Below are 13961 nucleotides of genomic sequence, written 5' to 3' on the forward strand. Positions count from 1 at the left end.
TTCCCGCCCCGGAGTCGACCGGATGTGTGAACCTGCAGATCACCCCCGCGCCGTCGCCCCGCAAAGCCCCCGCGATGGGCGATCGTCGGGGGCATGGGTCCGGGGCAGGGCGGTGACGGGGGTGCGAGGGGTGCCGTTACGGCCGCCATCGACGAGCGCGGGGTGCTGACCGAGTGGAGTGACGGGGCCCGGCGGCTGCTCGGGTATCGGGGGGACGAGGTGGTGGGGCGGGCCGTGGGGGAGCTGCTCGTCGAGGGGTCGCCGCTCAGTGAGCGGCCGCCCTATCTGCGGTCCTGGAGCGGGCGCGTCGTCCTGCGGCACCGGGACGGGCACGCCGTGACCGGGGATCTCATCGCGCGGCGGCGGATCACCGCGGAGGGGACCGACTGGCTGCTCGTGTGGAGCGCGCCCCGCGGGCCCGTGCCGCTGGAGCCGGTGATTCCCGCCGAGTGGAGCTTCGAGCAGGCGCCCTGCATCCTCGCGGTGTTCGACAGCGACCTGCGGTACGTCCACGCCAACGTCCAGGAGGAGCGCGCCGTCGGACTCACCCGCGAGCAGCTGTACGGGCTGCGGGCCACCGAGGCCGTACCCGGTCCCGCGAGCGAGCTGATCGAGCGGGAGATGCGGTGCGTGCTGGAAAGCGGGGAGCGGCGCAGCACCGAGGTGCATCTGCGGGTCGCGGGGGAAGGGCACGCGCACGCGTGGGCCATCGAGCTCGCCCCCCTCAGGGACCCCGACGGCACCGTGCGCGGCGTGTGCTTCGCCGCGCTGGACAGCACCGAGCAGTACGAGGCCCGCCGCCGCCTCTCCCTGCTCACGGAGGCCGGCACCCGGATCGGCACCGAGCTCGACATGACCCGCACCGCCGAGCAGCTGGCCGAACTGCTGGTCCCCCGCCTTGCCGACGCCGTCTGCGTTGACCTCCTCGCCGGTATTACGGGCGGCGGCGATCCCGATGCCGACCCCGATGCCGGCCCCGTAGTACTGCACCGCGCGGCCGTACGGTCCGTCCTGCCCGACGCCCCCGAGTTCGCCGACGGGCCCGGCGCCGAGGTCGTCCTCCCCGAGTCGTCCCGGCCCGCCGAGTGGCTGACGGCCCCCGCCCCCGCCGGCTACCGCAACGGCGACCCGGACCTCGCCCGGTGGGAGGAGCAGAATCCCGCGGAGGCCGCCCGGATGCGGGCCGCCGGCGTCCACTCGGTGCTGGTCGTCCCCCTGCGCGCCCGCGGCGCCGCCCTGGGCACCGCGCTGCTGCTGCGCCACCGCGCCCCCGACCCGTTCACCGCGGACGATCTGCGCCTGGCCCAGGAGCTCGCCGACCGGGCGGCCGTCAGCGTCGACAACGCCCGCCGCTACACCCGCGAACGCGAGACCGTCCTCACCCTCCAGCGCAATCTGCTGCCCCACCAGCTCCCGCAGCCGACCGCCGTCGAGGCGGCCTCCGCCTATCTGCCCGCCAGCGGATACGCCGAGATGGGCGGCGACTGGTTCGACGTCATCCCGCTCTCCGGCGCCCGCGTCGGACTGGTCATCGGCGACGTCGTCGGGCACGGCCTCAAGGCCTCCGCCGGCATGGGCCGGCTGCGCACCGCCGTACGCACCCTCGCCGACATCGACCTGCCGCCCGACGAACTCCTCACCCACCTCGACGACCTGGTCCTGCGGATGCTGGAAGAGACCAGCACCGGGACCATCACGACCACCCGCTTCGAGGGCATCGGCGCCACCTGCCTCTACGCGGTGTACGACCCGGTCTCCCGCCGCCTCACCGCCGCCCGCGCCGGCCACGTCCCGCCGCTGCTGCGCCGCCCCGACGGCACCGTGGACACCCTCGAGCTGCCCGCCGGTCCGCCGCTGGGCGTCGGCGGCCTGCCGTTCGAGTCGGTGGAGACGGAACTGGCCGAGGGCACCGACCTGTTCCTCTACACCGACGGCCTCGTCGCCCGCCGCGCCGGCGGCTTCGACGCGAAGCTCGGTGATCTGCGCGCCGCCCTCGCCCGCCCCGCCGACGGCCTCCAGGCGGCCTGCGACGCCGCGATCGCCGCCGTACTCCCGCAGCGGCACGACGACGACGTCGCGGTGCTGCTGGCCCGGACCCGGACCCTGCCCGCCGACCGGGTCGCGACCTGGGACGTACCGCACGAGCCGGGGGCGGTGGCGCAGGCGCGCAAGGACGCCATGGAGCAGCTCGCCGCGTGGGAGCTGGAGGAGCTGTCGTTCGTCGTCGAGCTGGTCGTCAGCGAACTGGTCACCAACGCCGTCCGCCACGGCTCACCCCCCGTCCGGCTGCGCCTGATCCTCGACCGCGGCCTGCTCTGCGAGGTCTCCGACACCAGCGGCACCGCCCCGTACATGAAACGCGCCCGCGCGTACGACGAGGGCGGCCGCGGCCTGCTCCTGGTCGCCCAGCTCGCCCAGCGCTGGGGGACCCGGTACGACCGCAACGGCAAGACGATCTGGGCGGAGGTCGAGCTGCCCCGGGCTCCGCGCGCGAACGGCTAGTGGTGCGCCGGACGCGAGGTCTCGGCGATCTCCTGGTCCACCGTCGGCGCCTTGTGCGGCGGCATCGGGGGCGCGGTGAGGAGGAGATGGCCGTACGTGCCCATGACCAGGGCCAGGATGCCCGCGATGAGCAGCGGGCGGACGCGCATCCGGGCCGGGAGGGCCAGCAGCCAGGGCAGCGCGCCGCCGTAGGTGGGTTCGCTCTGGCGGCGGCCTCGTCGGCTCATCGGGGTCTCCTCGGGGTGCGGGGCCGCGCGCCGAGGGTGCGGCCGATGTCGTCCCGGTACGCGAGCAGCTCGAGCGGCATGTCGAAGGCGACGGCGGCGACGATCTGCCGCCCGTACCCGGTCTCCCGGGTGTAGCGGGCCACGAACCGCTCCGAGCGCAGCGACCCCTCCACGATCTCGACGTCCTTGCCGAGCGCGGGCGAGCCGCACGCCTGCAGCCGGTGCCCGTGCTGGTCGGACCAGAAGCGCGGCACCGGGGTGAACGGGCGCGCGCGGTGCGGGCCGCGGAGCAGGGACTCGGCGGCGTGCTGGCCCATCTCGACGGCGTTGATGAGGTGTTCCACCCGCCGCGGGGTGTCGTCGTAGCGGGCGTTGGGCCAGCGGGCCACGTCACCGGCGGCGACGACGTTCGGCAGCGGCGCCCCCGCCGGGCCGATGACGTGGCAGGTCGGCGCGCACAGCACCCCGTCCTTCACGTCGAGCCCGCTGCCGCGCAGCCACTCGGTGCGCGGCGCGCTGCCGATGCCGAGGACCGCCAGGTCGGTCTCCAGGACGTCGCCGTCGTCGAGCTTCAGCCGCAGCCCGGTCGTGGTGTCCGCCCAGCCGTCGATCTTCGTGCCCAGCCGTACGTCGACGCCCGCCCGCTCCTGGATCCGGTTCACCACGCCGCCGACGTCCGCGCCCAGCACCCGGCCGAGCAGCGGCGCGCTCTGCACGATCAGCGTGACGTCCATCCCCAGCGTGCGGGCGGTGAGCGCCAGTTCGCAGCCGACGAACCCGCCGCCGACGATCGCGAGGCGCTGCCCCGCCCCGCCGCGCGCCCACGCCTGTACGGCGGTCGCGTCGGCGAGCGTACGGATGGTGCGCACCCGGTCGCTGAACACCGGCGCCTCGGGCAGCCGCCGCGCGTCCACCCCGGTGGCGACGATCAGCCCGTCGTACGGCAGCGACTCGCCGCCCGGCAGCTCCAGGGTGCGCTCCGCGACGTCGATGCCCGTGACCCGGGTGCCGGTCAGCCAGTGCGCGTCCAGCGCCCGCTCGGCGCGGAACGTCAGCTGGTCGGCGGTGAGTTCGCCGGCCAGGAACTGCTTGGACAGCGGCGGCCTGCTGTACGGGCGCCGGGTCTCCTCGCCGACGATGACCACCTCGTCGTCGAACCCCCGGTCCCGCAGCCGGTTCGCGGCGCTGACGGCCGCGAGGCCGCCGCCGACGATCACGATGCGGTGCAGCCGGTCCCGGGTCGCCGACCCGCTGCGGGTGCGGTGCGGTACGACGTCGGCGCCCGGGGCGGCGCCCTTGATGGCGATGGCCTGCATGGGGCAGCAGCGCACGGCCTGCCGGGCCTGCGCGGCACGGTCGGCGGGCACCTTGCCCGTGTAGTGCAGGGAGCCGCCGCCGGAGATCCGGAAGACCTCCGGGGCCTCCTGCTGGCAGATGCCGTAGATCCGGCAGCGGTTGTTGTCGACGCTGATCCGTACGGGCTCGGACTCCGCCACCAGCGGCTGGCGCGCGGGCGGCACGGCGTGCGCGGGCAGCACGGGGGCGGCCGGGGGAGCGGCGGGCGCGGGGAGCCGGGCGGGCGGCGGCGGGAGGACCGTCTGCTCGATCACCGTCGGCCGGACGGCGGGGTACGGCGGCGGCGCGGGGGTGGTCCGGGGCAGCGGGCGCGTGTTGTGCCGCGGGATCGGCTGGGGGTACGTCGGGGGCGGCGCGGTCCACTCCCGCTGCCTGCCGGTCATCGCACGGGCTCCGCGTCCATGTCGTACTCGTACGTCGCCTGCCGCAGCCGCGACCGGGACGGGAAGATCCGTACGAGGAACGCCAGCAGGATCGCCCCGGCCCCGCCCGCGATGGCGCCGGCGACCAGGTTGGAGCCGCGCGGTTCGGGGTGCACGGTGAAGACGTGCAGCCAGATCAGGGCGAACACCGCGTAGCCGAGCTGGTGGAAGCGCAGCCAGGTGCGGTAGCCGAGCCGCCGCTGCAGCCACACCGAGCAGCCGACGGCGATGCCGAGCTCGGTGCCGAGGACGCCGAGCCCCACCGGTATCTGCTGGACGTCCGCGGTGAAGGGGACGGTCAGCTCGACGACGCCGATGTTCCAGATCGGCTGGTACAGGAACGTGAAGCCGTGCACGGCGCCGAAGATCAGCGCGGAGAGCGCGAGCACCATGTGGGCGCCGTAGAGCGTGGCGCGTCTGACGGTGCGGTGCAGGAAACGCAGCCGCAGGATGGCCCCGAAGAGCACGACGGCGACCATCAATGTGTACGATACAATCGCTGCGTAACGCGCGATCATGTGCGAGCCGTTGTCGTACGGCACGTGATGGTTGTACGCGTCCAGCGGGGACCCGGGTATCGGCTCGGCGGCGCAGGCCGGCGAACAGCCGAGGAACCACAGGGATATCGCCAGCAGACCCAGGGCGGTCGACGCGGTGGGTCTGCGTCCGCGGGCGCGCGGAGGTGCGGTCACTGCCTTCTCCTTCAAACCCGGTCCAGGTCCGCCGAAGCGCGGATCGCGTCCCCCCGCCCCATGGGTCCGCCAGTGCGGTTCAGACCATACAGCAGTTCGGTATCCCCTCGTCGTGTGATGGATGTTCCGCAGGGTGACCCCTGAACCGTCAAGGGAAACGCAGGTCAACAGGGGTAATCAGGGTGCTGATGCAAGGTGGACCGGCAGGGTCGGCCGCTCAGTTCCCCGACCGCGACGCGAGTTTTTCGGCCACTTTCGCGGCGATCTCGTCCGCGAGCGTCGGATGCGCGGCGAGGGCCGCGGCGATCGCGTCGACCTGCGCGTCGGGCAGGTCGGGCAGCGCGGACAGCCGCGCCTCGATGGCCTGCGCCCGCAGCAGCGTGTCGCGCAGATAACTCGCGGGCGCCCAGGTGGGGTTCTCGGTGCTCGCGGCCGGGGCCGGGACGAAGTCCAGGTTCCAGACCCGCTTCGCGTCGGTCGCCGTGAGCGGGCTGATGTCGTCCCAGTCGCCGGCCGGCAGCGCGAGGCAGGCGGCGACGTCCCGGCGGAACGCCTTCATGTCGATGCCGCGCGGGTCGGGCTTCTGGTCGGACCACTCCTTGTGCCCGATCACGGACTTGGCGCCCCAGCCGTACGCGCGGCAGATCGCGGCGTGCGCCCTGATCATCGCCGTGTACTGGGCGCGGGGCCAGTTGTCCTTGCCGTCGCCCCGGTTGACGCACTCGAAGCCGTAGAACGCGTCGTTGCCGTCGGCCGCGCCCGGCGAACCCTCGTGGTAGTGGGAGGGCGGCGGGTAGTCCCCGTACGACTCGCCGGTCACGGCGGACAGGACGCCCGGGTCGCCGCCGCCCGCGTGGTTGGCGCGGCCGGACGACATCAGCCAGACGACCCCCGACGTGTCGATGACGCCGTGGGCCAGCGGGCCGGGCAGGCCCGTACGGCCGTCGTAGACCATGTCGATGAGGCCGGACTCGGTGGTGTACGGGCCGGTGTGGTGGCACATCACGCCGCGCACCGGGCCGAAGGCGCGCCCGGTCTCGTCGTCGCGCTCGTGCGTCCGCCAGCTGCGGATCTCGCGCACGGTGCAGCCCTCGGCGCGCAGGACGGCGAGCAGACGGGCGGGGGAGAGGGGTGTTGCCATGGACGTGCTCCTTGCCTGTGGGGGTTGCCGTGGGTCATACCCGCGGCGGCGGTCCGGTCACCCGGTACGGCTGCTTTCGTCCCGCAGCCACGTGTCGAAGTCCCCCGCCGCGATGGCCTTCGCCGCCCGCCGCCGGGAGACGAACGCCGCCGTCACGAACACCGCCAGCGCGGGCAGCAGCCGGGGGTCCCGTACCGCGATCCGCAGCAGGTCGGATGCCGCCGTACGGGCCGACGGCCCCCCGTGCCCCTCGAGCTGCGCGGTCGACGTGGCCGCCCGCACCCGCCGCCGTATCAGGTCCGCCCAGGTCCGAGGCGGGCGGATGACGACGCGAGCCGTCCGCACCACCGCGCGCTCCCCGGGGCCGAACGCGAGCGACGCCGCGAGGTCGTCCGCCATCACCGCCGGGAGCGCCGCGACCCGGGCCTGACCGGCCTTTGACAGGGCGATCACCCCCCGGCCGAACAGCCCCTCGCGGACCTCGGGGAGCCGCTGCCACACCCGGTAGTACGCCCGCACCCGCCAGGCGCAGTCACGCAGGGGGAACTCCCGCTCGGGGGCCGCCGCCGGCACCGCGTCCGACAGGGCCGCGCACAGGGCCAGCACGCCGGCGCCGGTGATGACCACGTCCGCGTCCACGTACAGCCGGGGGAAGCCCCGGGCGTGCTCGTCGCCCAGCCGCAGCGCCGCGTGCTTTCCCGGGACCGGCGTCTCGACCACCCTGATCCGCGGGTCACGGGAGGCGGCGACCGAGGCCGTGGCGTCCGTGCAGCCGTTGCAGACGACGACGATGTCGAGGCCGTGGGCGGGCCCGGACAGCAGGGCGTCCAGGAGCCGGCCGATCGTGCGTTCCTCGTTGTGGGCCGGGATCACGATGCTGGGCACAGCGGTCATTATCGCCCAACGGGGCGTTGCACATCGGCTTTTGGGATCATATCCATTTTTTACTGTATGCCCTGCCGCCTAAGCCGTAGATGGTCTAAATTGAACGACGCCGGACCTGTTGGGCATTCGCCGTGGGGGCGTGTACGGGTCGGGCGCAGGCGTGAGGTGCGGACCCGGTCGCGGGGGGTAACTGCGGGCGCGGGCCGCTGAGTTCGGTCGGTAGTCAGGGATCGCGTGGCGCCCGGGTGGTAAGGAGCCGGAGCGCGCGGAGGACACCCGGGGGGGTGGCATGGCCGTCTTGTCGGTCACGCATGAGCAGGAGTACGTCCAGCAACGCATACCGGATCCCGGGGAGCCCGACCCCTCCTCGGGGCGGGCCGCCGCACGGGGTTCGTCGCGGCCCGATCTGGTGATCGCCGACCTGGCGGCGGCGGTGGCCGGGGCGGCGCTGGTGGCGCCGGGGGAGTGGCCGCTGCTGCTGGTCATGCCGGTGCTGTGGTTCACGACCATGTACGGCCACCGGGCCCACGAGCGCGTCACGCTCGGCTCCGGGCCCGCCGACTACCGGCGCGTCGTGCGCGGCGCCGCCGTGCTGCCCGCGCTCGCCGCCGCGGTGGCGTGGGGACTGCTGCGGGATCCGGCGCTGTTCCGGGCGCTGGTGCTCGCCGCCGTCCCGGCCGCCGCGCTGTCGCTGGGCGCCCGCTTCCTGCTGCGGCGGCGGGGCGGGACGGCCGTGGTGGTCGGCACGTCGGACGGCGTCGTCGACTACGTCACCGCCCTCGGCGGCCCGCGCTTCGACGGCGCGAGCATCACCGGGGTGTGCCTGAGCGATCCGGTGCACGCCCCTCGGGTGCGCCGGCTCGGGCTGCCCGTGCTGGGCGGCGTCGAGGACGCCCCCGGCGCGGCGCGGACCGTGGGCGCCGGCGCGCTGGTCGTCCTCCCGGTCCCCGGGCTGGACGCCGCCGCCCTGCGCCGGCTGCACTGGGGCGCCGCGGACGCCGGCGCCGACTTCCTCATCGCCCCGCCGGTGCACGAGGCGGCGGCGTCGCGGCTCGCGGTGCGGACGGTCGGCGGGGTGCCGCTGATCCAGGTGCGGGCGGCGCGCGTGGCCCGGCTGCCCCGGCTGCTGAAGGACCTCGCCGAACGCCTCGTCGCGGCGGCCCTGCTGCTGCTCCTGGCCCCGGTGATGGTCGCCGTCGCGGCGGCCGTACGGCTGGAGAGCCGGGGCCCGGCGCTCTTCCGCCAGCAGCGCGTGGGCCTGCACGGACGGCACTTCACGATGCTGAAGTTCCGCACCATGCGCGTCGACGCCGAGGCCCTGCGCGCGGCCCTGCGCAGCGCCAACCACAACGCCGACGGCCTGCTCTTCAAGGTCCGCAACGACCCGCGGATCACCCGGGTCGGCGCCGCCCTGCGCAAGTACTCGATCGACGAACTCCCCCAGCTGATCAACGTGCTGTGGGGCCGTATGTCCCTGGTCGGCCCGCGCCCCTCGCTCCCCGAGGAGGCCGAGCGCTACGGCCAGGAGGTCAGACGGCGACTCCTGGTGAAACCGGGCGTCACCGGACTGTGGCAGGTCAGCGGACGCTCCGACCTGCCGTGGGTGGAGGCCGTACGACTGGACCTGTCGTACGTGGACAACTGGTCGCTGGGCCTGGACGCGCGGATCCTGCTGCGCACCGGACCGGCGGTCATGCGAGGGACGGGGGCGTACTGACATGACGAAAAGCACCGCGCACGACGAGAAGCGGTTAGGCGTCGCAGTTGTCGGCGCCGGCTACTGGGGTCCGAACCTCGTCCGCAACTTCCAGTCCAGCCCGGCCTTCCGCCTGCACTGGCTGTGCGACCTGGACATCGACCGTGCCCGCCGCGTCCTCGGCTCGTACTCCACGGTCCGGGCGACCGCCGACTACGCCGAGGTCCTCGCCGACCCCGACGTACACGCCGTCGCCGTCGCCACCCCCGCCGGGACGCATCTCGACGTGGCGCTGGCCGCCCTGCGGGCCGGGAAGCACGTGCTGGTCGAGAAGCCGCTCGCCGCGACCTTCGAGGACGGCGAACGCCTGGTGGCGGAGGCCGACGAGCGCGGTCTGACGCTGATGTGCGACCACACGTACTGCTACACCCCGGCCGTCGCCCGCATCCGCGAGCTGGTGCGCGGCGGTGAGCTGGGGCAGATCCACTACGTCGACTCGGTGCGGATCAACCTGGGCCTCGTCCAGAAGGACATCGACGTCCTGTGGGACCTCGCCCCGCACGACCTGTCGATCCTCGACTTCATCCTCCCCGCCGACGTCCGGCCCGTCGCCGTCGCCGCGCACGGCGCCGACCCGATCGGCGCCGGGCAGGCGTGCGTGGCGTATCTGACGCTGCAGCTCAGCACGGGTGCCATCGCGCACGTGCACGTCAACTGGCTGTCGCCCACCAAGGTCCGCACGACCATGGTCGGCGGCTCCCGGCGCACGCTCATCTGGGACGACCTGAACCCCGCCCAGCGCGTCGCCCTCTTCGACCGGGGCGTGGACCTGACGACGCCCCACGACCTGGGCGCCGACGAGCGCCGCGACGCCCTCGTCTCGTACCGCACGGGCGACATGATCGCGCCCGCGCTGGGGGAGCGGGAGGCGCTGCGGGCCATGGTCGACGAGTTCGCCGGCGCGATCCGCGAGCGGCGGCCCGCGCTGACCGACGGGCGGGCCGGGCTGCGGGTGCTGGACATTCTCGAGGCCGCCTCACGGAGCCTGGAGTTCCGCGGCGCGGTCGTAGGACTGCGGGCCGGCACCGGCCGGACACCGCGTACCGAACCACTGGGGGGACGGCGTTGAGCACGATCCGGGGCAAGAAGGCGCTGGTGACCGGGGGCGCTGGCACCATCGGCTCGCATGTGGTCGACCTGCTGGCCGAGGCCGGCGCGGGGGAGGTCCGGGTACTGGACAACCTGGTGCGCGGGCGGCGGGCCAATCTCGCGGCGGCCATGGACAGCGGCGTGGTGGAGCTGGTCGAGGGCGACATCCGCGACGCCGGGCTGGTGCGCGAGATGACCGCCGACGTCGACCTGGTGTTCCATCTGGCGGCGATCCGGATCACGCAGTGCGCGGAGGAGCCCCGGCTGGCGAACGAGGTGCTGGTCGACGGCACGTTCAACGTGCTGGAGGCCGCCGCCGAGGCCGGGGTGGCGAAGGTCGTCGCCTCGTCGTCGGCGTCCGTGTACGGCCTGGCCGACACCTTTCCCACCGGCGAGCGGCACCACCCGTACAACAACGACACCTTCTACGGCGCGGCGAAGGCCTTCAACGAGGGCATGCTGCGCAGCTTCCACGCCATGTACGGGCTGGACTACGTCGCGCTGCGGTACTTCAACGTGTACGGGCCGCGCATGGACATCCACGGGCTCTACACCGAGGTCCTCATCCGCTGGATGGAGCGCATCGAGGCCGGGGAGCCGCCGCTGATCCTGGGCGACGGGCTGCAGACGATGGACTTCGTCGACGTACGGGACATCGCCCGCGCCAACATCCTGGCGGCGCGGTCCCCGCTCACCGACGAGGTGTTCAACGTGGCCAGCGCCACCGAGACGTCCCTGGTGGAGCTCGCCGAGGCGCTGCTCGACGCGATGGGGGCCTCGGGCCTGGAGCCCGTGCACGGGCCGGCGCGGAAGGTCAACGCCGTGACGCGGCGGCTCGCGGACACCTCGGCGGCGGAGGAGCGGCTGGGGTTCAAGGCGGAGATCGGGCTGCGGGACGGGCTGGCGGATCTGGTGGCGTGGTGGCGGGCGGAGCGGTGACCGCAGACGTCGGGCGGATCCCCGTGATGGTGCCGTGGCTCGGGGAGGAGGAGGCTCAGGCTGCCGCCGACGCCGTGCGGTCGGGGTGGGTGGCGCAGGGGCCCCGGGTGGCGGAGTTCGAGCGGGCCTTCGCGGCGCGGGTCGGGGCCGGGCACGGGGTCGCGGTGAGCTCGTGCACCACGGCGCTGCATCTGGCGTTGACGGTGCTGGGGGTGGGGGCGGGGGACGAGGTCGTCGTGCCGTCGCTGTCGTTCGTCGCCACGGCCAACGCGGTGCGGTACACGGGGGCGGTGCCGGTGTTCGCGGACGTCGATCCGCGTACGGCGAACCTCACGCCGCAGACCGTGGACGCCGTGCGGACGCCCCGTACCCGGGCGGTGCTGCTCGTGCATCAGGGCGGGGTGCCGGCCGACGCGGACGGGATGCGGGCGGCGTGCGCGCGGTGGGGGGTGCCGCTGGTGGAGGACGCGGCGTGTGCGGTGGGGACGTCCGCCGGGGGGCGGCCGGTGGGTTCCGGGGCGCTGCTCGCGGCGTGGTCCTTTCATCCGCGCAAGCTGCTCACCACCGGGGAGGGCGGCATGGTCACCACCGATGACGCCCAGTGGGCGGCGCGGATGCGGAGGCTGCGGGAGCACGGGATGAACGTGTCCGCGGCCGAGCGGCATGCGGCGGGGAAGCCGGTGCTGGAGGCCTATCTGGAGACCGGGTTCAACTACCGGATGACGGATATTCAGGCGGCTGTCGGACTCGTACAGCTGGGGAAGCTCTCCGAGATGGTCGCCCGGCGGCGGGAGCTGGCCGCGCGGTACGAGAAGCTCCTCGCGGACATTCCGGGGCTGGAGCCGGTACGGGACCCGGCGTACGGGGAGGGCAACTTCCAGTCGTACTGGGTGCTGCTGGGGGAGGACTTCCCCGTCGGGCGCGACGAGCTGCTGGCGGTCCTGTCCGACGCCGGGATATCCGCGCGGCGCGGCATCATGGCCGCGCACCTGGAGCCCGCGTACGCCGGTCACCCGGCGGGCCCGCTGCCCGTCACCGAGCTGATCAGCGGGCGGTCCCTCATCCTCCCCCTCTTCCACACCATGACGGAGGCCCAGCAGGACCGCGTCGTCGACGCCCTCCGGGACGCGGCGGTGACCCGGTGAACGGCCTCGTCGTCATCGGCGCCGGCGGCTTCGCCCGCGAGGCCGCGCAGGCCGCGAGGGCGGCGGGGCGGGAGCTGCTGGGGCATCTGGACGACGATCCGGCGCTGCACGGCGTCGAGGTCGACGGCGTGCCCGTGCTGGGCGGCACCGAACTGGCCCGGGAGCTCACCGGCGTGGACTTCGTCGTCTGCGCCGGGAGCCCCCGCGACTACGCGGTGCGCGCCCGCATCGTCGCCCGCCTCGGCCTCCCCGGCGACCGCTACGCCACCCTCGCCGACCCCACCGCCGTCGTCTCCGCGACCTCCCGCCTCGGCCCCGGCTGCGTGCTGCTCGCGCACACCGTCCTGACGGCGTCCGTCCGCCTCGGCGCCCATGTCGCGGTGATGCCGCACTGCGTCCTCACCCACGACGACGAGGTCGGCGACTACGCCACCCTCGCCTCCGGTGTCCGCCTCGGCGGCGCCGTCCGCCTCGGGCGCGGCGTGTACGCGGGGTCCGGGGCGCAGGTGCGCGAGCACACGACCGTCGGCCCCTGGTCGCTGCTCGGCATGGGCAGCGTCGTCCTCGGAGACGTCCCGCCCGGCGAGGTCTGGGCCGGCAGCCCCGCGCGGCGGCTGCGCGAGGCGGGCCCCGAGGCACTGGAACAGCTGGCCGAAGAAACGGCGGGAGAGTACAGATGACCGACCCGATCCCCCTGGTGGACCTCAAGGCGGCGCACGCCGAGGTCGCGGACGAGATCCGCGCGGGCTTCGACCGCGTGCTGGCGAACACGGCGTTCGTCGGCGGCGAGGAGGTACGGGCCTTCGAGCGCGAGTACGCCGACTTCGCCGGCGTCACGCACTGCGTCGGCGTCGCCAACGGCACCGACGCCCTCGAACTGGCCCTGCGCGCCTCCGGCGTCGGCCCCGGCGACGAGGTGATCGTCCCGGCGAACACGTTCATCGCCACCGCCGGCGCCGTCGCCCGCACGGGCGCCCGCCCCGTCCTCGTCGACTGCACACCGGCCTGCTTCCTGATCGACGTCCCGGCCGCCCTCGCCGCCGTCACCCCGGCCACCCGCGCCGTGATCCCCGTCCATCTGTACGGGCAGTGCGCGAACGTCGCCGAGCTGGCCGCCGGCCTGCCCGGCCACGTCCGGATCGTCGAGGACGCCGCCCAGTGCCAGGGCGCCTCCCGCGACGGCCGCACCCCCGGTCAGGGGACCATCGCGGCGACGAGCTTCTACCCCGGCAAGAACCTCGGCGCGTACGGCGACGCGGGCGCCGTCCTCACCGACGATCCGGTGCGGGCGGACCTCGTACGGGCCATGGCGAACCACGGCGGCGTCAGCAAGTACAGCCACGACGTCCCCGGCTTCAACAGCCGCCTCGACGGCCTCCAGGCGGTCGTCCTGCGCGCGAAGCTCCGCCGTCTGACCGCCGCCAACGACGCCCGCCGCGCCGCCGCCGCCCGCTACGACGCGCTCCTCGCGCCGCTCGCCGACGCGGGCCGGGTCGTCCGCCCGGTCACGGTCGCCGGCAATACCCACGTGTGGCACCTCTACGTCATTCGTCTCCCGGACGCCGACCGGGACGAAGTCCTCGGAAAACTCAACGCGGACGGCATCGGCGCAGGCGTCCACTACCCCGCCCCGGTCCATCTCACGCCCGCCTACCAGCACCTCGGTCACCGGCCCGGCGCCTTCCCGCACGCGGAACGCGCCGCCGGCGAGATCCTCTCGCTCCCGCTCTTCCCGCAGCTCACCGAGGACGGTCAGCAACGGGTGGTGGACGCACTCGCGGACGCATTGGGCGCCTGACGGCGTCCG

At 74.3% G+C, this 13961-nt stretch carries 12 protein-coding genes; 7 read left to right on the forward strand and 5 right to left on the reverse strand.

The window, feature by feature from the left end:
* Positions 1-93: 93 nt before the first annotated feature.
* Positions 94-2502 (forward strand): SpoIIE family protein phosphatase, encoded by a 2409-nt coding sequence (locus tag SRB5_RS22580; protein WP_153454928.1) that lies wholly within the window; start codon positions 94-96, stop codon positions 2500-2502.
* Here SRB5_RS22580 and SRB5_RS22585 read toward each other — a convergent pair.
* The 5 genes from SRB5_RS22585 to SRB5_RS22605 all read right to left on the reverse strand — a co-directional run bounded on the left by SRB5_RS22585 (position 2499) and on the right by SRB5_RS22605 (position 7234).
* Complete coding sequence (locus SRB5_RS22585) at positions 2499-2729, reverse strand: hypothetical protein (RefSeq protein ID WP_153454930.1); 231 nt, start codon at positions 2727-2729, stop codon at positions 2499-2501. The genes SRB5_RS22580 and SRB5_RS22585 overlap by 4 nt on opposite strands.
* The gene (locus tag SRB5_RS22590) at positions 2726-4468 is read right to left on the reverse strand and encodes an FAD-dependent oxidoreductase (protein ID WP_153454933.1); all 1743 of its coding nucleotides are present in this window, start codon (positions 4466-4468) and stop codon (positions 2726-2728) included. Before SRB5_RS22590 ends, SRB5_RS22585 begins: the two co-directional genes overlap by 4 nt.
* Positions 4465-5199 (reverse strand): ferric reductase-like transmembrane domain-containing protein, encoded by a 735-nt coding sequence (locus tag SRB5_RS22595; RefSeq protein ID WP_153454935.1) that lies wholly within the window; start codon positions 5197-5199, stop codon positions 4465-4467. Before SRB5_RS22595 ends, SRB5_RS22590 begins: the two co-directional genes overlap by 4 nt.
* Before the next feature lie 217 nt (positions 5200-5416).
* On the reverse strand, positions 5417-6340 hold the full coding sequence (locus SRB5_RS22600; RefSeq protein WP_153454937.1) for a peptidoglycan recognition protein family protein: 924 nt from the start codon (positions 6338-6340) through the stop codon (positions 5417-5419).
* A gap of 57 nt (positions 6341-6397) precedes the next feature.
* Positions 6398-7234 carry a glycosyltransferase gene (locus SRB5_RS22605; RefSeq protein WP_153454938.1) on the reverse strand — a complete coding sequence of 279 codons (837 nt, stop codon included), beginning with the start codon at positions 7232-7234 and terminating at the stop codon, positions 6398-6400.
* A 280-nt stretch (positions 7235-7514) separates the two neighbouring features.
* Between SRB5_RS22605 and SRB5_RS22610 the strand changes: the two genes are divergently transcribed.
* The 6 genes from SRB5_RS22610 to SRB5_RS22635 are packed head-to-tail and all read left to right on the forward strand — an operon-like array spanning position 7515 to position 13952.
* On the forward strand, positions 7515-8942 hold the full coding sequence (locus SRB5_RS22610; protein ID WP_153454940.1) for an exopolysaccharide biosynthesis polyprenyl glycosylphosphotransferase: 1428 nt from the start codon (positions 7515-7517) through the stop codon (positions 8940-8942).
* A 1-nt stretch (position 8943) separates the two neighbouring features.
* A complete protein-coding gene (locus SRB5_RS22615; protein WP_153454943.1) occupies positions 8944-10050 on the forward strand; it encodes a Gfo/Idh/MocA family protein in 1107 nt (368 codons plus the stop codon).
* The gene (locus SRB5_RS22620) at positions 10047-11009 is read left to right on the forward strand and encodes an NAD-dependent epimerase/dehydratase family protein (protein WP_153454945.1); all 963 of its coding nucleotides are present in this window, start codon (positions 10047-10049) and stop codon (positions 11007-11009) included. Before SRB5_RS22615 ends, SRB5_RS22620 begins: the two co-directional genes overlap by 4 nt.
* A complete protein-coding gene (locus SRB5_RS36645) occupies positions 11006-12154 on the forward strand; it encodes a DegT/DnrJ/EryC1/StrS family aminotransferase (RefSeq protein ID WP_323378304.1) in 1149 nt (382 codons plus the stop codon). Before SRB5_RS22620 ends, SRB5_RS36645 begins: the two co-directional genes overlap by 4 nt.
* The gene (locus SRB5_RS22630) at positions 12151-12834 is read left to right on the forward strand and encodes an acetyltransferase (protein ID WP_323378305.1); all 684 of its coding nucleotides are present in this window, start codon (positions 12151-12153) and stop codon (positions 12832-12834) included. Before SRB5_RS36645 ends, SRB5_RS22630 begins: the two co-directional genes overlap by 4 nt.
* The gene (locus tag SRB5_RS22635) at positions 12831-13952 is read left to right on the forward strand and encodes a DegT/DnrJ/EryC1/StrS family aminotransferase (protein WP_153454947.1); all 1122 of its coding nucleotides are present in this window, start codon (positions 12831-12833) and stop codon (positions 13950-13952) included. Before SRB5_RS22630 ends, SRB5_RS22635 begins: the two co-directional genes overlap by 4 nt.
* Positions 13953-13961 lie beyond the last annotated feature (9 nt).

Origin of the sequence: Streptomyces smaragdinus (assembly GCF_009604385.1) — a bacterium.
In the GTDB taxonomy this organism is placed as follows: Bacteria; Actinomycetota; Actinomycetes; order Streptomycetales; family Streptomycetaceae; genus Streptomyces; species Streptomyces smaragdinus.

What these genes read in the sequence shown, in the direction of transcription:
- SRB5_RS22610 (WP_153454940.1), top strand. Translation starts at nt 7,515, where the DNA reads ATGGCCGTCTTGTCGGTCACGCATGAGCAGGAGTACGTCCAGCAACGC.
- SRB5_RS22600 (WP_153454937.1), bottom strand. Translation starts at nt 6,340, where the DNA reads ATGGCAACACCCCTCTCCCCCGCCCGTCTGCTCGCCGTCCTGCGCGCC.
- SRB5_RS22580 (WP_153454928.1), top strand. Translation starts at nt 94, where the DNA reads ATGGGTCCGGGGCAGGGCGGTGACGGGGGTGCGAGGGGTGCCGTTACG.
- SRB5_RS22615 (WP_153454943.1), top strand. Translation starts at nt 8,944, where the DNA reads ATGACGAAAAGCACCGCGCACGACGAGAAGCGGTTAGGCGTCGCAGTT.
- SRB5_RS22635 (WP_153454947.1), top strand. Translation starts at nt 12,831, where the DNA reads ATGACCGACCCGATCCCCCTGGTGGACCTCAAGGCGGCGCACGCCGAG.
- SRB5_RS22585 (WP_153454930.1), bottom strand. Translation starts at nt 2,729, where the DNA reads ATGAGCCGACGAGGCCGCCGCCAGAGCGAACCCACCTACGGCGGCGCG.
- SRB5_RS22590 (WP_153454933.1), bottom strand. Translation starts at nt 4,468, where the DNA reads ATGACCGGCAGGCAGCGGGAGTGGACCGCGCCGCCCCCGACGTACCCC.
- SRB5_RS22605 (WP_153454938.1), bottom strand. Translation starts at nt 7,234, where the DNA reads ATGACCGCTGTGCCCAGCATCGTGATCCCGGCCCACAACGAGGAACGC.